Raw genomic sequence first — 19,242 nt, 5'->3', positions numbered from 1 at the left:
CCCCCTTTCCCCTTTCCCCACCAAATCACGAAAGCATAATATACAGTTGCATCAGTGCTGTCCATCTGTCGTATGCCCGAAGATACAAGCTTTTTGGCAGTAATTTATGTAATTCTCGATTGGGAAAAGTAGTTATTTTAAAATCAGGGATTATGCCGCAATACTTTGGACAACTGCATACAAAAGAACCGGCTTGGTCAATTCTAGGAGCAGTACAATCAATAAAACAAGACGATCGCCATATCCTCTTCAAATGCGGCATTCCCTGTGTAAAAATTAGTATCTTAGCACCGAACTTAATTCGGGTAAGAATGACACCAACGGGTGAATTTTTACCCAGGCGATCGTGGGCGGTGGCACAGGCGGATGAAGAATGGTCTAAAGTGCCGTTTGAGGTACGAGAAAAAGCAGAGACTATAGAAATTACAACCGAGCAAATGTCTATTGTGGTCTCCCGCGATCCTTTTCGTATCCAGTGCTTCGACTCAGCAGGAGAGCTTTTTGCCGAAGATGCAGACATCGGTATGGGGTGGCGGACTGGTACTATTGCTGGGTGGAAACGGATAGAAACCGACGAACATTTCTATGGATTTGGTGAACCTACTGGCTTGCTAGATCAGCGATCGAAAGTGAGAACTAATTGGACAACTGATGCGATCGATTTTGGGATCTTGACAGACAGTATGTATCAGGCGATTCCTTTTTTCATCGCCTTGCGTCCGGGTTTAGGCTACGGGCTGTTTTTCAATACTACTTTTTGGAGCCGATTCGATTTGGGTGCCCAGCAGCCTGGAGTTTGGCGGATGGAAACTCAAGGAAGCGAACTCGATTACTACATAATATATGGGCCGGAACCAGCAAAAATTATCCAGACCTACACCCAGCTAACCGGACGGATGCCCTTACCACCCCGATGGGCGTTAGGTTACCACCAGTGTCGCTGGAGTTATGAATCACAGGATATAGTACAGAAAGTGGCGCAGGAATTTCGGCAACGGCAAATTCCCTGTGATGTTATCCATTTAGATATCGATTATATGAACGGCTACCGGGTTTTTACCTGGAGTCCCAAGCGATTTGCAAATCCTCAAGAATTAATCCAAAATCTCAAGGAAAATGGCTTTAAAGTAGCGACAATTGTTGAACCTGGGGTGAAGTACGATCCAGAGGCAGATTACAAAGTCTTCGATGAGGGATTCAAGAACGATTATTTTGTCCGTAAAACCAATGGTCAGTTATTTCACGGTTATGTTTGGCCTGACAAAGCTGTGTTTCCTGATTACTTACGGAAAGAAGTCCGAGATTGGTGGGGAGGTTTGCTAAAAAGCCTAACTGATATTGGTATTGCGGGCATTTGGAATGACATGAATGAACCCACACTAGACGATCGCCCATTCGGTGACCCTGGTCGCAAAATAGACTTTCCCCTCAATACAGCACAGGGTTCTGGTGATGAAAAAACTAACCACGCTGAAACCCATAATGTGTATGGGTTAATGATGGCACAAGCATCTTATGAGGCAGTTGTCAAATCCCGTCCCACAGAACGCACATTTTTCTTGACGCGTTCCGGATTCGCGGGGATTCAGCGTTGGTCAGCAGTATGGACTGGAGACAATCAATCTCTGTGGGAACACTTAGAAATGTCCATACCAATGCTTTGCAACTTGGGGTTGTCGGGCATTGCCTTTGTGGGTAGTGATATTGGAGGCTTTGCGGGGAATGCCACACCGGAACTATTTACTCGTTGGATGCAGCTAGGAATGCTTTACCCCTTCATGCGGGGACATTCAGCATTGACCACAGCACAGCATGAACCTTGGGCATTTGGCGATCGCGTTGAAAAAATTTGCCGTGAGTACATTCAACTCCGCTACCGACTACTACCGTACATCTACACCCTTTTCTGGGAAGCTGCAACCACAGGCGCACCAATTCTGCGTCCCCTACTTTATCATTTTCCCAACGATCCCCAAACTTTCAGTCTCGCAGACCAAGTAATGCTTGGTTCATCATTACTAGCAGCACCAATTTGTCGTCCCGGCGTTCAATATCGTGCTGTATATTTACCTGAAGGCCACTGGTATGACTGGTGGAGTGGTGAAGCTTTCACAGGCCCAACCCACATATTGGCACACGCACCACTTGAACAAATGCCATTGTACGTCCGTGCTGGCTCGATTATCCCCATGATACCAGTCATGCAATATGTAGATGAACGTCCCATAGACCAGATCAGGCTACGGATTTGGAAAGGCGTAGGTGAGTTTACCCTTTATGAAGATGACGGTCACACATTTGAATACAAAACAGCAGCCTTTTGCACAACAACTTACCGCGTTAATTCACAAGAACAACGAACCATTGTTAAGATTGAACCTAGAGAAGGTGAATTTTCACCTCCAAAGCGTGAAATCATTGTGGAATTAGTCGGCGTTGGCGAACAAAGTTTTATTGATGATGGCACTGCACATCAATTAGAGTTTTCTACCTAGTAGTCTGTCCCATTAATTTTGATGAGTTTGTAGTAAGCACTTCAGTGCTTAAAAATCAAGGACTAAAGTCCTAACTACAAACTTATTTATCTCTCAGAACTAATGGGATAGACAACTAGTTTGAGGACTGAAGTCCTCTCTGCGAGACGCTACGCGAACACTACAAGCAAACATTTTTATTCACTTTGATTAACCGGACATTAGACTTCTTACATAAGTCGGGAAAAGGGGAAGGGTAAAGGGGGAAAGGTTTGGTATTTTCCCTTTCCCCGGTTGGTGAGCTTGTCGAACCATTAACCCCTTCGGGGTTCGCCAGTCGCTCATGGGGGAAACCCCCAAGACCGCGCTGGCTCACCTTTTCCCTTTGACCACAAGAGTCCAAAAAGCAATTGATTGCAAGAGGTATATTATATGATGTCAGGGTGTAGGCTGTGTTCAGGATTTGGGACAACGCAGAATTAATTATTGGAAATATCTACTTACTTATAAATCTTCATGAAACACCAAATATCGAGCAAATATTTTATAAATTTGGTTCGTGTCGGACTCATTGCTGTAACGACTGGCATAACATCAGAAGTGGCTCCTGCTAAAGCAGATGTTATATATCATGCCTTCGATGAATGTTTTGCCGATGTCAAAACCAAACTGCCCAAAATTCAAGAAGCAGGATATACCCATATTCAAATTTCGCCTGCAAATAAAACAGCCCCACGCGGTGACAATGCTTGTACTTCAGACAAAGAGTGGTACATGCAGTATCAACCATTGGATTATGTACTGGGGGGACATTTAGGAACCGAAAAAGACTTAAAGGATTTGATTGGTGCGGCTCACAAAAGCGGTATGAAAGTCATTGCCGATGTAGTTTTAAATCACATGGCTAAGTACAAGTTTTATGAAACTGTAGCGCCTTTCCCGCAAGCTTATCCTATCTACCAGAAAGTTGAATACTTTCATGAGGCCAAATGCATCGATAACTATAACGATCCCGTACAAGTTGAAAATCGTTGGTTATGCGATCAAAATAGCATCAAAGAGGGATTACCCGACCTGAGGACAGATTTGCCTTATGTACAACAGAATGCTCAGAAGTATATGACAACTCTGTTTGGGCTTGGCATTGATGGTTTGCGTTTTGATGCTGCTAAGCACATTCCTCGTGGGGATATGGCGAAGATACTCAGCGTTGTCCCCAAGGATAAGTTTTACTATGGTGAGGTCATCGGTCAATCATATGACGAGAGTAGGAAGTATATTTCAGTTTTTCCTAAAGTCACAGATTTTCAACTGGTAAATACTTTAAAAGATGCCTTCAAGTATGGGGGTGACTTGCGCTCTTTAGTTAATCCATCAGATACCAAGCGTGCTTTACCAGGTAACGAGGCTGTTACCTTTTCTCGCAATCATGATACCTGGGCACCAGGACAGTTTGACAATTGGAAATTTGATTCTGGCGATTTACCATTAGCAACTGCTTACGTTTTGGCGATTAAAGAAGGGACACCCTTGATTTTGAATTTTGATGCCTTCAATCCCACCGTTGTTGCAGGCGTTCAATTCCATCAAAAGTTGCTGACACAGCCCCAATACTTCCGCAATGGTAATGAAATAGCCACTGGTGCAAATAGTCCCAATTTGCTGTTTATCGAGCGTGGAGATCGGGGATTAGCCATTATCAATAAAAGTGGGGAAAAATTTAATGTCCCTCAGGCAAAAATACCGGGTTTAGCTGCCGGTTGCTACAACGAGTTACAGTACAAATTCCAAATATGTGTTGATGCTGCCAAGCAGGTTACTCAATGGGGTTCTGCCCAACGACGTGGGATTGAAATTGGCCCGCGTACAGCATTGTTCTTCGTCAAAAGTGATACTAATTAGGGAATTTGAGAAAATAAATTATTTTGGTTAAAGCGTTGACTGTTGACTGTTAACGGTCAACAATAGTAAAGACGTTGCAATGCAACGTCTTTACAACGAGAAATCAAGGGTTTTAGCGTCTAATTCACATGATGGGTGGTTCTTGCATGTCTTATTAGAGCAAGACTTTTAATATCTAAGCAAGCAGTTTCTTGACTTGATTCATAATGCCAATGACATCAATACCTTGATGGGGTAATTGTTCCCATACTCCGCTACATCCTTCTTGATGAGTACCCATGTATGCATACTTGGGAGACAAACCTCTTTCTAGTAACCAGGAACCAAAGCGAATTCCTAAACCTGTGCGACGGTTTAATGATTCTACAACCAAGACAAATGGTGTGGAACCAATCTTGGCTATAATCTCTTCATCGACCATATTTAAGGTTGACTTGTTAATTAACCCGACATCGATGCCTTGTTGTTTGAGGTTTTCTACTACATTCAGGGCACGATAAAGGACTTCACCAAAACTGACGATGTAACCTGCTGTTCCTTCACGTATGACATCATCTTTGCCGGGAACAAAGGTATAGTCTTCTCCAAATAAAGGTTTACCCTCAGTATCGAGGATATCGGGAACTGCGGAACGACTGGAAAAGAGAAACCTTAAACCAGGTTGATGAAATATGGTTTCGACGCAAGCTTTCATTTGTCCGCCATCGGCTGGGTAATACAGACGGGTTTGGTAGCCATCTTCTAAACCGTTGTCTGCAAACATGTTATTTAAGCCAAAATGGCAGGTGTTATCTGCTAATTCATCGATACCGCTATGGGAAAATTGGCACAGAACGTTGGATTTATTCAATCGCGCCATTGTGATTTCGGAAATGCACATTTCTAAAAAGGCGCTGTAGGTGCTGAAAATGCCCTGTTTTCCCTTTTCCATACCAAACCCCGCTGCGGCGGCGAAGTTTCCGCGCTCCATGATGCCGCCGTGATAGAAAATCTCTGGATAGGCTTTTTGAATTCTGTTGATCCCACAAGATTCTCCCAAGTCGCTGTCGATGCACATTACCTTTTCTTGGCGTTCGGTTGGAGTCATGCCACTGAGAATGGAAACAATCGTAGCATCGAAGATATGGCGAGTTTTGCTGCTAGAACCTGTATAAGTGTAGGTTCCTGTGAGTGGAACAATTTTTTTCAGGTAATTAGCAGCTTGAGTGTGTCCGCGAGTTTCCAGATATGCGATCGCCAAATCAGGGGATAATGCATCATGACCCAATGGCGTACCTTCTACCCCAGCAATACCAGGAGACATCTGACGTTTGTTCACCACGGCTATGGGGCCGTTTGTGGTGGCTGCTTGACACAAACGACTATACAAATCATCTAAATCTTCGCCTTGTCCTGTGAGTACAGTTAGTCCGTGTCCGGCTAAAGTTTGACTGACATCATAGCCTGGTAAATAATCTGAAGGATAGCCGCTACAGGTGGAATTGTTATCGTCAATGATGATTTTGACGTTGAGATTTTTGGCCACGGCTAAACGTGCGGCTTCGGCGTTGTTTCCTTCTTGCTGGGAACCATCCGATCCCAAACAAAATACTACTTGTTGCGGATTGGCGATCGCTACTCCATTTACATAAGGCCATAAATGTCCTAATCTCCCGGCGCTAAATTTCACCCCAGGAGTGCGTCCCCGTTCTGGATGAGCAAGCAGTTTAGAATAGGGTTCCCGATAATGCAGCAATTCTTCCACATCAAGATCCCCATGTAAAGTAGCCATTAAATATTGTGTGGCGACTCTGTGTCCTGCTTCATCAAAGAAAATCGGCACAAATTTATCTGCCGATCCCCGAAAGAAAGCATCTAAAATCATCACTTCGGGGACTGTATCATAAGCTCCTCCTGTATGACCGCCTACATTTTTTGCTGCTGCTATGGAAGTAAAGAAAACAATAGTATCTCGACAAATTTGAATATTAGCCTTCAACGTTTCTCGTTGTTGATTCGTCAAAGTTGAATTAGTCGGGTCTAATTTCAACGGTTTGTAAGCATCTAAGTCAATGGGAAAACGGAGTTTTGTTACAGTCATTGATTTTTGTACTTTATATTATTTTGGATTTGAGATTTAGGATTGTGGCAATCATTTTTCAAGCATTAACACCAGAACTCAAGTTATTTTCCGGGTTTGATGAAAAATAAGTCTTGAGACGAAGGATAGGTTGCTCTAAACAATACCAGCTGACAAGTGAGACAGATAATGTCAACACTCCACAAAATAACACAGTAGCTAAATGTCCCACGATAAAAGAGTCACCCATATATTCATAAATCCTGTCACAAAATATCCACAATATAGGAAAATGATAAATGTAAAACCCGTAGCTAATAGTACCTAATCCTTGTAGCGGCGACCAACTTAGACATTTGACTAAAAGGCTATTTTCTGATTGTATGACTAACAAAATTAACAGCGAACCAAAGAAGATAGCTAGTATAGAAAAGCCGATTGATTCAAGCAGTGGATTTAATGTATCAAGTCCTCCTTGAGTGATTTCTATAATGCCCAAACTAATAGCACTCACAATCAGAAGTATTGGCGAAATCGATAATAGCCGAGGAAGTATTCTATCTGAACGCATCCACAAGGCTATCAAAGAACCTATCGCTAGGGCATCCACACGACAGACAGGATTAACGAAGATACTACTAAAAAGGTTATCAGTTAAAGGATGAGTTAATAACAACCAACTGCGAAAAAAGACCGCAAAGAAAATCACTGTTCCAAAAAACCAGTTTAAGAGCCTGCGAGGCAAAAAATAAATCAACGCCGGACAGATAAGATAGAATTGTTCTTCAATAGCTAAACTCCAAAGATGGCTGATTGGCCCAATCAGAAAGTCTCCTCGAAATATCATGTACCAGTTTTGTAGGTAATACCAATACCAAATTTGGCTACTATCTATATGATTTAGAGATTCATAACTCCGAATCAGTGGATGTATTATTCCTAAAAAAATGCTCAAGAAAACATAGTAAGCAGGAAATATTCTGAGCATTCGTCTGGCATAGAAATTTTTGAAATAATTCGGTTTTTCGCGGCTATCAAGGAGGATTCCTGTAATCAGAAACCCAGAAAGAACAAAAAAAGCATCGACTCCACACCAACCTAAAAACATTAACTTTGTGTAAATTTTTTCTACAAAGTTAACGCGTTCAGCAGCAGGTTCGTAAATACAATGACGCAGAAAAACTAACAAAATCGCTATGCCACGATATCCATTCAATACGGGCATATAGCCACGTATCGTATTAGATACTTCCTTGACATTAAGAGACGATTTTAACATTCCGAAAAATCCCAGAAATTATTTAATTATTTTTAATCTTTGCCATAGACCTTAAGACCATCCCAAATACCCATCACCCCAGGATAGGGACTATAATAAACGTTCTCCATTGTTTGAATTTTCTCCACTAATTTAGGTTCGGAATTTCCTACAGCAATACCCTTTAAACCCGTCTCAAATAATGAGAAATCGTTGAGAGTATCTCCACAAGTAACTGTGTCATCAGGATTAAAACTCATTTCTGTTAAAAATCTCACGAGTGTGGGGCCTTTAGAAACGCCTTTTGGCATGACATCAAAATAATGGTAATTTAGTCTGATGTCATAGGAAAGGATAGTATCAAATCCAGCGTCAATTACTTTTTGGATAGTTTGGGGTTGCAATGATTCAGGTTCATAGTAGTAGGATACACGATAGTCAGGATTAACAGACTGTAATTCTAATCCTGGTTCATTGGCTAATAAAGCTTTGATTTGTTCGTTAGCATTTCCCCAAGTTTGCGCTACCCAGTTTTGCAAAACAGAAATTGGCTCGAAGGTTTGGCCGTGTACAATTGTAGTTCCCACATCGGCAATAATGTAATCGGGTTGGGGAATATTTGGATCTTCATATAATTCGCTAACGCGGTCAAGTTCTCTGCCAGTGACATAGATTAAAAGAATGCGATGGCGTTGTTCGTGAATATATTGATAAAATTGCGATCGCTCTTGATTAGAACCACCTAAAAAAGTGCCATCTAGGTCAGTTGCTAACAGTAATGAATTATGAGATTTCATCTGCATCTTTTCCCCGTTCGTTCATCATCTAAAATTGAAATGCTTTGACTTTGAGCTAAAATTGAAAATAAACAAAGGGGTGGGGAGTTATTGCGATAAACCTCAATATGATTGCAACCAACACTCCATAAAAAACGACAAAACTCCATTGAGGTATTTTCTGAAACCAGTCAGCTAACCAATTTTTATAAGCAGCCCAATGCATAATTGCTAAAGGTATAAAAACCCAACCAATTTGAATGTTTAAGTTTTCTGAACCTGGAGAATTGAGAAATAGAAAAGATTTTTCAATTTGCATTGCACTGCTGATATCATTACTGCGAAAAAAGATTGCAGAGGCACAAAACCAATAGAATGTCAGGGGAATGCCTAGCATATTTCTTAGTGGCAATAATCGCTTATAGGGAGCAATCCAGGATGACCATTGTTTGTGAACAATTAAAGCAATGCCATTCAATCCTCCCCAAGCAACAAAATGCCAAGCTGCACCATGCCACAGTCCAGAAAAAAGCATTAAAATGAGAAGATTTCTTGACCTAAAGATTTCTGTGCGTTGTTCTCTTGGTCGCATTTTCATCAAAGGACTATAAATATAGTCTCGCAGCCAAGTGAAGAGGGTAATGTGCCAACGTTGCCACAATTCAGTAATATTATTGGCAAAGTAGGGGAATCTAAAGTTTAAAGGTAGTTTGTATCCTAACAAACCTGCACTGGCGATCGCCATATCTGAATAGCCAGAAAAATCGCAATATATTTGTATGACGAAAGAGATAACAGCAACCCAACAACTCAAGAAAGTATAATTTTCTGGACTTGTAAAATACTGGTCTACTAAGGGAGAGATATTATCTGAAATACAAGCTTTCTTAAAATATCCCACCAAAAAAAGCGTTAAACACCCCCGGAAATTCACATCGTTGAAATTTTTCGCCTTTACCAGTTGGGGTAAAAAATCAGATGCACGCACAATCGGCCCTGCAACTAACTGAGGGAAAAAAGTTACAAATAAAGCAAAATCCCAAAAATTTTTAACAGGTTTAAGTTTACCCAAATACACATCAATAGAATAGCTGAGGGTTTGAAATGTGTAAAAACTAATTCCTGCTGGCAGAATGATTTCCAGGGTTTTTATATTAACAGATAAACCCAAAAAATTTAATAAATTAGCGGCTGAGTCAGTGAAAAAGTTATAGTATTTAAAAAATCCTAATAATCCTAGATTTACAACTAAGCTGACTAATAACCATATTTGTGGTTCCTTGTGATGCAGTGGTTTAGTTAGCAGCGCATTCCAAGAAAATGAGTTTTTCTTAGTTTCTGGATTTTCTACTACTTCCTGTGTTGGAATTTCTGGTGCTGCTGTTGCATGATTGATCTGTGGTCTAGACAGCATCAAACCTACAAAGTAATCAACCACTGTGGAGAGTAAAAGTAAGAAAAGAAAGCGCCAATCCCAAGCACCATAAAAAATATAACTACAGATGAGCAACCAGAATTTGCGATGATTGTTGTTCTGCAAACCCCAGTAAACACAGAAAATTATCAGGAAAAAAAAGATAAAACGAAATTCTGTAAAAACCATATTTATTCTGGTATGTTAATTAACTTTCAATTCTGGCTTTGAGATAGAAAGGGTTGATTATATGTTTCCTTGGAAGCTAACTTTAGATGCTGAGAAAATTTTTCTGCCAAAGTGCGTGAAAATTCTTGAGAACCTTGGTAATTTAAATGCCTTTCATCACTCCGACGAGAAACTTCATACAAACTAGCAAAACTATTGGGATTATTAAATGCAAATAGTGTTGAAATATATCCTAGATTCACAGCTTCTAGAATCGGAGAATGTTCAATAACACTGTCTAATGCTGGAGGAATTAAAAATATAGGCTCAACTTGAATATTGCTATTTTTTTCTAAATCATCAATTCTAGAAACAAGTCTTTTAATGATTTTCAATGCATAGGATTTTTCTGGATATGTATTTTCTGGATCGATAATTCCTAATTTTGCTTGTGTTAACTTTTGTTGGTAACTTTCTAACTTTGAATAGAAAACTTTTTTCTCAGCCTCACTATTTTTCATCCAATCGTTGGCATAATATCCAGCTTCCTGTAGCAATTTATCACTGGATATTCCTGCTGGTAATGCTTCGGAACTTTGATGCCAAAAATTAGAAAAATAACCAATTCCTAGCCATCGATGCAAAAAGCTGATGAAATTTGCATAAAAGGCACTAATTTTGATTTTCCAAGGTAGGGTTGATTCAGCAATTAATTGAAAATTTTCTATGGTTTTAGTAGGAGTATGCCAATAAACATTTCTAGATAAAGTTGGTTCTTCCTCCACGAAGGAGTTAACTAAACAATCTAAAAATATCCATTTTAATTTTGCTGGTTTTAATGCTAATATTTTTTGCAAATAAAAATCCATTTCGGCTACATTTGCTGACAGAATTCCCAGATTGAAAGACTTGACGCTATTACCATTTGCTGATAGTGATTCATCAAATACTTTGGGAATAACTTGTAGATATGTGGTACTAGGGCCCAAAAAAATCACATCGTAATCATCTTTATGGTCGGCGAAATACTCTAACTTCACACTGACATCACCAAGAGTTGGAGGAGTTTTAGAGGAAGGCAAAATAAGATTAATTAATCCAGCCGTAAAAAATAAAACAATGATAAAAACTAAACTATAAATAAATAGAATTTTTGGTTTTTTGTTCATATATTGAATACAAAATGAAAAATTTTTCCAATTTTTTACAAGTTAACCGAGAATTAATCCACTGCGGGGTGCAAGTGTAAAATTCAGACTGGTTTGTGTAGTTTCCTGACTCCAATTTGCTGCACCAGAACCATAGGTGAATAATATTTGCTGAGGTGACGATGATAATGAAGGCTGAATACTAACTTTTGCTATTTCATTTCCAGCATTAATCGCAATCACAAATACTTCTTGTTCTAAAATCCGCGCAAAAATGTAAACTTGTCCTTGGGCATATAAAGTTTGATATTGCCCAATTCGCAATGCTGTATGAGAAAGACGCAGTTTAATTAATTGCCGATGAAACTCTAGAATATCTCGATCCCAATGTTGTTGATCTGGAAAACCTTTGCGACAATCAGGGTCATAACCACCAGTCAAACCAACTTCATCGCCATAATAAATACAAGGTGCGCCGGGGAAAGTCAATAATAGTAATGTTGATAAATATAAACTGGGGCGATCGCCACCGGCAACATCAATTAATCTGGCGGTATCGTGATTGTTAATACCGTTGAGTTGGGTTAATTGAATTTCCCAAGGATACCGTTGCAATAATTCATTAATTTGGTTCCCATATTCAATAGCATCGGAAGGTGGTGGTGGTGCATACAATTCTAAATGACCTTTGACTTGGCGATCGCCCACAATAAAAGCTGTGGTAGCGTTAAGAAAAGGCAAACTTGAAATGCCATCAAATTGTGTCCCATCTAACCATTCAGTGGCCTCCATTGGAATTTCTCCAACAATATAAGCTTGGGGATTAATAGCCTTTACTCGTTCGCGGAATTCTTGCCAAAACCCTGGTGTTTTGATGTAATCTGCTGAGTCTAAACGCCAACCATCTGCACCCCGTTTAATCCAATATTCGCCTACTTGCATAATATATTCGCGCACTCCTGAATTATTAGTGTTCAACTCTGGTAAAGCACGAAAACCACACCACGAAGCATAATTAGCAGGACGAGATTCATCATAGGGTGAAATAGGCCAACCTTCGATTTTGAACCAATCAAACCAAGGGGAATTTTGACCATTTTCTAAAATATCATTGAAAAAATAAAAGCCCCTGCTGGCATGATTAAAAGTTCCATCTAAGACAAGTTTCAGATTACGGCGATGAACTTCGTTGAGGAGATTTATAAATGCTTCCTCGCCACCTAATAAGGGATCGATTTGATAATAATCAAGGGTATGATAGCGATGATTACTTGCAGAAGTAAAAACGGGATTGAGGTAAATCGCATTAATCCCTAAATCTTGTAAATAATCTAGTTTTTCAATTATTCCCCAAAGATTTCCTCCCTTATAACCGTTAAATGTAGGCGCAGCATTCCAATCTTCCAAGGGTACATCCAGTAACCAACTTTGGTGTGGTGGAACACTTCGAGCAAAACGGTCAGGAAATATTTGGTAGAAAACTGCGTGTTTGACCCAATCAGGTGTATTAATCTGCATAGATTAAGTAGTATTTATTATATTTATAGGGAATAGGGAACAGGGAACAGGGAATAGGGAATAGGGAATAGGAAAGTCAAGGTGGTTCATTAACAAACAATAAAACTTAGATATCAAAAGACTTTTTACCAAGTCACCAGTCCCCAGTTCCTTGCTATCTCAACTATGGCTATTTACTAAAACAGGAGAATTCCAAGCTGTTAAATTTAGATATTCAAAAAATAAATCTTGTTTTGGGTGTTTACAATTTTCTTGCCAAGGTTTAGGAAAAGTTGCAAAGTGGACAATATTAGGATTATGAAGCGCTCGATTATAAACCTCTTCTGTGTAGGGACTTTCTGTCCATGATGAGTATTCGTGTATTGCTTGCATTTGATTCCATGTTGGATCTAGTTCTTTCCATTGACCTGCAAGCACCGCATTTAGTCCGTCTTGGTCGTGCAAGCGTATGTATTCTTTATTTTTTTCCAGGTATTCTATAGCCTTTGCACCTATATTGTCAGTTCGCCATTTTTCCAAATTAATAATTAAAACTCCAGCATTAAAGTATTTATGGTCTGGAGAAATTCCTGTTTCCTCATAGTTTCTCAAACCTTTAGCATTTCTGATATATCGCTTCCAAATATCTTGAGCTGCAAATACATAGGTATCTTGAACATCAATATTCCATAATTCTTCTAAATCTCCCAGGACTACAATATCACTGTCTAGATAAATTGCTTTATCAAAATGTTGGGGAATAAGTTGAGGAATGAAAAGTCTGTAGTAAATAGCAAGGGTGTTATAATTTTCATCCAATTTCATATTGGAAAGTAGCGTTTCATCTGGCTTTAACCAAAAAATTTCTACTTGTTCTGGGTCAAGGGATTTGAGGATTTTGTCTTTATTGGCTTGTGTAATATCTCCATTCAGTACATACAGTACTACTCGACGTTTATTTTTGAGATTGACAATCGCTGACTTGATTGTAACGGCCAATGCTATGGCATAATTATTATCTGCTGTGGATACAAGAACTATTGGTTCGTTATTTGCATTAATCATGACTAAAAAACCCTCTTTAGTTGCGTTTCAAAAATCCAAAGTGTTCTAATCCTTCTAAAATTCCAGCTGCAAAATTACTTTTTGCTAGGTAGCGTTTCCCTGGTGGTGAATTTTTATGCCAATTTAATATTTCCAATCGGGCATTACCGACGATAATGGCGGGACAAAGCATATTTTGAAACATAGACAAATCGTTGCCTGAATCTCCACAAATCACAGTTTGTTCATCGGTAAAGCCTAAACATTGTTGTACAAAAATAGCGGCTGAAGCTTTATTAGCGGATGCAGGCAATATGTCTAAAAATCCGCCATCATAGGAATCTATCATTTGCACTGCCAAGCCTTGATTTTGGAGAATTGCATTTAAATGAGGGAGCGTGACGTATAACCCCTCTTGGTTGGTGTAATAGGTAACTTTGAAGGCAGTCTGTTGTGTGGGAGGTTGGAGGACAAGGCAAGGAAATCGTTTGGCTACCTCTACTATTATTTCTCGATTCCAACCTTGAGAAATTTTTCCTTGCCATGCATCATCAAAGTTATTGCTATCTGGATAATAAATTTCTGTACCAACAGCCAGCATTAATACATCAGGTTCTAATAGTTTTTTTTGGGCAATTAATTCTTGATAAAGGGGTAGCGATCGCCCTGTAGTATAGGCAATAACTGTGCCGTAACTTTGACGCTGCTTGCTTAACCATTGATTTAATTTATTTAAAGCTACATCGTCACCGACTAAGGTGTTATCTAAGTCGGTGACAAACAAAAATTTAGCCACTATTACTCCTGAATGAAGACACTGCCCATTCTATTCACATCCATCTTTAAATTCAGTAACAATTCTCAAATTTAATTAGCAAACAAGGCGAAAAATTTTATCTCATTTAAAAGCCTAGTGGACAAAACTGCAAAATAATGAGTTTTTTAACTTATTTTTATGTTTTAAGTCATCATTATACCTGTATATATATATCTGTCAAACACAACTGTTATTACAAAATGTTTACATTTTTAAACAAACTTTGTATCATATCGATTTTCTTGTTTATTTTAATATAGTGTCCTTTTTTAACTGTCTTAACTGTCTTAACTGTCCGCTTAACTGTCTTAACTGTCTTAACTGTCTGCTTAACTGTCCGCTTAACTGTCCGAATTTGCTATTGCATTTTCAAAGCAAACATAAGATAGTATTAAAGCACTAATTTTTTAGCCCTTCTGGCATCCGAAGATTATAAAGTTCTTCATTCAGTTTCTGCATTAAAGTCAATTTTGTACCATCCGGAAACACTACCAAACTCACACAATCATATAAAAAAAATTAATGATTACAATAAATCTTTTGGTAGATGCGATCTTTGAAGTTTGCTTTTTTTGAGCGTAACATGAGCTGAAGATACATGAAATTCCTACAGTCTCAGCGTATGAAACAAGCTTTGTGACTTGTTATTTAACGAAATTTGTCTGATTTAACAACATTGAAATTTACTGTGCAATAAATAATTATTGAGATTTCAATATAGGACTCCTATTTGATTTTTTCAAAAATCAATACTCTCTACCTCCCTTCTTTCCTGTTCCCCGACCCTGTTCCCTGCCTATCGCGTTTGCGCTGCGAGAACACCCACCACACAGATAAATTATCCGAATCAAAGCGGATTCCTATAGTTTGGCATCAATTGAGAATGTTAAATATTTGTGTAAATTCAAAAATGGATAAAAAATTAATTTTATTATTTGCTTGTGAAAAAGTAGTTTAATTTTTATTAAAAAATAAACTAACTATAGAAAATCTTTTTTATTTTGATAAAAAATAAAAAAGTATTGCTCAGAAATGTAATTTTTAGGTAAAATCAATGCCTTCAGTACAGCAGCAACTATACTCCTTTTCTACTGATTACTTTCATCAATTAGCTAATCTTGGAGAAAAATTTCAGGTAACAGATTCCCAAGGAAAATCTTTCACAAATTCTCAGGGGATTAACCTAGCTGCTGATTTAATCAATCGGCAACATCAAGAGCAGCGAAAAGTTATTTTCATTGGAAATGGAGGTAGTGCTACTGTAGCTAGCCATCAAGCCATTGATTTTTGGCGCAATGGTAATATTCCAGCGATCGCTTTTAATGATAGTGCTTTAGTTACCTGCATTAGTAATGACTTTGGTTACGAGCAAGTCTTCAGCAAACCAATTTCTACATTTGCTCAGTCAGGAGATATTTTATTTGCAATTAGTAGCTCTGGACAATCAGAAAATATCCTCGCTGGTGTTCGCCAAGCAATGGAAATGAGTTGTCATGTAATTACCCTTTCAGCCTTCCAACCTAATAATCCTTTGCGTCAGTTGGGACATCTGAATTTTTATGTACCAACTATGTCTTATGGTTTTGCAGAAATCATGCATTTATGTATTTGTCACTGCATTATAGATGGCTTAGTCAAAGGTGCTTTACCTAGTAGAGATGCAAATAACTATCTGAGTTTTCATGAAATTCAAGCATCTTAAGCTGATGTAACTTCGACACAAATTAGCTGAATGTAATTACCATCAAATTTAGGATTCCATGAAACTAGCAATCAATACTGAAAAAAGCCTTGACTTTGAAACCTGTGCAGAAGTGTTTGCTGTCTACCGACAACAGGGGCGCAAAATAGTTCTTTGCAATGGTGTATTTGATTTGCTGCACCCCGGACACATTGCTCACCTGCAAGCAGCCAAAGCAATGGGAGATTTGTTAGTAGTTTCTTTAACTGCAACTCCCTACATTAACCGAGGGCCAGGAAGACCAATATTTTCTGATGAATTGCGTTTAAGTTCCATCGCTGCTTTAGCTTGTGTTGATTATGTGATTTTAACTCCGGCGGTAACAGCTTTAGAAGTAATTGAAAAAGTGCGTCCCCATATTTATTGCAAGGGAGACGAATACGCACAAACCGAAAAAGATGTAACCCACAACATTGACAAAGAAATTGCCCAAGTTAGAGCTTATGGCGGTGACATTCGCTATACCCAAGAAATTACTTTTAGTTCAACGCGGTTAATTAATAATTATCTTGATGTTCTTCCTTCAGAATTAAAAAATTACGCCAGCGATTTTAGTCAGCAGTATAGTTTTGAGCAAATTACAAATGCTGTAGATGCAATGCAGCATCTCAATGTTTTAGTACTTGGCGATATTATTATTGATGAATTTGTTCATTGCACTGTGCAAGGTTTAACTTCCAAAGGTAGAGCGCCTGCGACTCGCTTTGTGAAAAAAGAACAGCATTTGGGAGGAGTCTTTGCCATTGCTCGTCACCTATCCAGTTTTGCTAAGTCTGTAACTTTAGCTAGCGCCATCGGTGGCGAACCAGATGTACATCGCTTAATCGCCAATCATATAAATGGTTCCCTGCATCTAAATTTACAGTGTGCAGAAAATTATTCCACTGTCACCAAGCGTCGTTATATCGAACAACAGGGAACAAACAAAGGTTATACGCAACTATTTGCGATTAACTCCATGAATGAAGAGGGATTGATACCCGAAGAACGTCAAAAATTATTGGATTCTTGGGAAAAGTTGCTCAAAAATTGTGATTTAGTAATTTTGGCAGATTATGGTCATGGATTGATTGATGCATCGGCTATTGAATTGATTCAAAACCAAGCACCATTCCTTGCCTTGAATTGTCAAACCAACAGTGCTAATTACGGTTACAACTTGATTAGTAAATATCAACGAGCCGATAGTTTTTGTATAGACGAACAAGAAATTCGTCTCGCCTTTTCTAACCGCCACGGAAATCGGGAAGAGTTATTAAAACGTTTGCAATATCATTTAGGGGCGCAACAAGGTTGGTTAACTTTGGCGGCTGCGGGTTCTTTGGCAATTCAAGCCAACGGAGAAATGCAACTTACCCCAGCCATGACACAACAAGTCAAAGACACCACAGGGGCGGGAGATGCCTTTTTTGCTTTAGCTAGTATGAGCGCCAAATTAGATTTACCTTTGCGCTTGGGATCGTTTTTAGGAAATTTAGCAGGAGCGATCGCTGCAAATATTTTAGGTAACGAAAAGCCTGTAGAAAAAGCGCGCTTACTCAAGTTTGCCAAAACAATCTGCACATTTTAGGAAGATAGAAGTCAGGGGTCAGAATTCAGGAGTCAGAATTCAGGAGTCAGAATTCAGGAGTCAGGAGTCAGGAGTTAGGAGTTAGGAGTTAGGAGTTAGGAGTGAGGAGTTAGGAGTTAGGAGTGAGGAGTTGGGAGTTGGGAGTTGGGAATGAGGAGTTGGGAGTTGGGAGTTGGGAGTTAGAAGTTAGGAGTTGGGAGTCAGATGTGAACTTTATGTATTTACTAAATTTTGTATTAATTCTGAATTCTGAGTTCTGAATTCTGAATTCTGACTTCTGAATTCTGACTTCTGAATTCTTCTTCCAAAAATTATCAAGGAGCTAATTTATGAGTTCAATTAAACAAGTTTTAGTGACTGGTGGCGCTGGTTATGTGGGGGCTATTTTAGTTCCTAAGCTTTTACAAGCTGGATATGCAGTGAAGGTGCTGGATTTGTATCTTTATGGCAAAGATGTATTAGCTGGTGTTAAAGATAATCCTAACTTAGAAGAGATTGAAGGCGATATCCGCGATCGCCAACTTCTAGAAAAAATTATGCCGGGATGCGATGCAGTTATTCATCTAGCTTGCATTTCCAACGATCCGAGTTTTGAATTAGACCCAGATTTAGGACGTTCTATTAATTACGATGCCTTTTTCGATTTGGTAGATGTGGCAAAAGATTCGGGAGTTAAGCGATTTATCTATGCTTCTTCTGCTAGCGTCTACGGTATTAAAGAAACAGAAAATGTCACGGAAGAATTGCCGCTAATGCCTTTAACAGATTATTCTCGTTATAAGGCTTTATGCGAAGAAGTCTTACTAAGTAAGCGAGAACCAGGATTCGTGACTTTCATAGTTCGTCCAGCTTCAATATGCGGTTACTCTCCTCGCCAGCGACTAGATTTAGTAGTCAATATTTTTACAAACCAAGCTATCAATAACGGTAAAATTACAGTTTTTGGTGGTGATAATAAGCGGCCAAGTCTGCATATTCAAGATATGGCGCAACTTTATCTCAACTCTCTGCAATGGCCTGATGAAGCGATCGACGGTAAAATTTTCAATGTGGGATATGAAAATTATACAGTCACAGAAATTGCAGAGATGACTCGTGAGGTTGTGGGAGAATCTGTACAAATTGTTACTACACCCACAAATGATACACGTTCTTACCATATTTCCTCAGAGAAAATCAAGCAAGAATTGGGATTTGTACCTTCACATACAGTGGAAAATGCAATTCAAGATTTAGCTTCAGCATTTAAAGCTAATCAACTCCCCAATTCTCTCACAGATTCTCGTTACTATAACGTGAAAGTGATGAAGGAAATTAACTTTAAGTAGAGACGTTGCAATGCAATGTAGAGACGTTGTAATGCAATGTAGAGAC

The 19,242-nt window shown here is 39.0% G+C and carries 13 protein-coding genes; 5 read left to right on the top strand and 8 right to left on the bottom strand.

Translation table 11 applies throughout. The annotated features are described in order from the left end of the window. The first annotated feature begins 152 nt into the window (after positions 1 to 152). Both VF06_RS19880 and VF06_RS19875 read left to right on the top strand, forming a co-directional pair. Positions 153 to 2,495, top strand: coding sequence for a glycoside hydrolase family 31 protein (locus tag VF06_RS19880; protein WP_099067693.1), 2,343 nt, complete (start codon positions 153 to 155; stop codon positions 2,493 to 2,495). A 495-nt stretch (positions 2,496 to 2,990) separates the two neighbouring features. Beyond that, positions 2,991 to 4,376, top strand: coding sequence for an alpha-amylase family glycosyl hydrolase (locus tag VF06_RS19875; protein ID WP_099067692.1), 1,386 nt, complete (start codon positions 2,991 to 2,993; stop codon positions 4,374 to 4,376). A 175-nt stretch (positions 4,377 to 4,551) separates the two neighbouring features. On the opposite strand, the gene VF06_RS19870 is transcribed toward VF06_RS19875, so the two are convergent. The 8 genes from VF06_RS19870 to VF06_RS19835 all read right to left on the bottom strand — a co-directional run bounded on the left by VF06_RS19870 (position 4,552) and on the right by VF06_RS19835 (position 14,536). After that, positions 4,552 to 6,456 carry a thiamine pyrophosphate-binding protein gene (locus tag VF06_RS19870; RefSeq protein ID WP_099067691.1) on the bottom strand — a complete coding sequence of 635 codons (1,905 nt, stop codon included), beginning with the start codon at positions 6,454 to 6,456 and terminating at the stop codon, positions 4,552 to 4,554. Between the two features lie 58 nt (positions 6,457 to 6,514). Further along, the gene (locus tag VF06_RS19865) at positions 6,515 to 7,714 is read right to left on the bottom strand and encodes an acyltransferase family protein (protein ID WP_099067690.1); all 1,200 of its coding nucleotides are present in this window, start codon (positions 7,712 to 7,714) and stop codon (positions 6,515 to 6,517) included. 32 nt (positions 7,715 to 7,746) lie between these two features. Next, positions 7,747 to 8,490, bottom strand: a complete 744-nt coding sequence (locus VF06_RS19860; protein ID WP_099067689.1) for an HAD-IIB family hydrolase — start codon at positions 8,488 to 8,490, stop codon at positions 7,747 to 7,749. 55 nt (positions 8,491 to 8,545) lie between these two features. After that, complete coding sequence (locus VF06_RS19855) at positions 8,546 to 10,072, bottom strand: MBOAT family O-acyltransferase (protein WP_099067688.1); 1,527 nt, start codon at positions 10,070 to 10,072, stop codon at positions 8,546 to 8,548. A 26-nt stretch (positions 10,073 to 10,098) separates the two neighbouring features. Then, the gene (locus tag VF06_RS19850) at positions 10,099 to 11,220 is read right to left on the bottom strand and encodes a hypothetical protein (protein WP_099067687.1); all 1,122 of its coding nucleotides are present in this window, start codon (positions 11,218 to 11,220) and stop codon (positions 10,099 to 10,101) included. A gap of 42 nt (positions 11,221 to 11,262) precedes the next feature. After that, complete coding sequence (locus VF06_RS19845; RefSeq protein WP_099067686.1) at positions 11,263 to 12,717, bottom strand: glycoside hydrolase family 13 protein; 1,455 nt, start codon at positions 12,715 to 12,717, stop codon at positions 11,263 to 11,265. Between the two features lie 159 nt (positions 12,718 to 12,876). Next, positions 12,877 to 13,761 carry a glycosyltransferase family 8 protein gene (locus VF06_RS19840; protein ID WP_099067685.1) on the bottom strand — a complete coding sequence of 295 codons (885 nt, stop codon included), beginning with the start codon at positions 13,759 to 13,761 and terminating at the stop codon, positions 12,877 to 12,879. Between the two features lie 16 nt (positions 13,762 to 13,777). Continuing rightward, positions 13,778 to 14,536 carry a sucrose-phosphate phosphatase gene (locus tag VF06_RS19835; RefSeq protein WP_099067684.1) on the bottom strand — a complete coding sequence of 253 codons (759 nt, stop codon included), beginning with the start codon at positions 14,534 to 14,536 and terminating at the stop codon, positions 13,778 to 13,780. Between the two features lie 1,075 nt (positions 14,537 to 15,611). On the opposite strand from VF06_RS19835, the gene VF06_RS19830 reads away from it, so the two are divergent. The 3 genes from VF06_RS19830 to VF06_RS19820 all read left to right on the top strand — a co-directional run bounded on the left by VF06_RS19830 (position 15,612) and on the right by VF06_RS19820 (position 19,196). Beyond that, positions 15,612 to 16,259, top strand: a complete 648-nt coding sequence (locus tag VF06_RS19830; RefSeq protein ID WP_099067683.1) for an SIS domain-containing protein — start codon at positions 15,612 to 15,614, stop codon at positions 16,257 to 16,259. Between the two features lie 58 nt (positions 16,260 to 16,317). Continuing rightward, entirely contained in the window at positions 16,318 to 17,868 is a 1,551-nt protein-coding gene (locus VF06_RS19825; RefSeq protein WP_099067682.1) for a PfkB family carbohydrate kinase, read from the top strand. A 329-nt stretch (positions 17,869 to 18,197) separates the two neighbouring features. After that, positions 18,198 to 19,196, top strand: a complete 999-nt coding sequence (locus tag VF06_RS19820) for an NAD-dependent epimerase/dehydratase family protein (protein WP_099067681.1) — start codon at positions 18,198 to 18,200, stop codon at positions 19,194 to 19,196. Positions 19,197 to 19,242 lie beyond the last annotated feature (46 nt).

Source organism: Nostoc linckia z4, from assembly GCF_002608075.1.
Taxonomy (GTDB): domain Bacteria; phylum Cyanobacteriota; class Cyanobacteriia; order Cyanobacteriales; family Nostocaceae; genus Nostoc; species Nostoc linckia.
The sequence above is the reverse complement of the archived record's forward strand: the minus strand, read 5'-3'. Positions and strand labels throughout refer to the sequence as shown.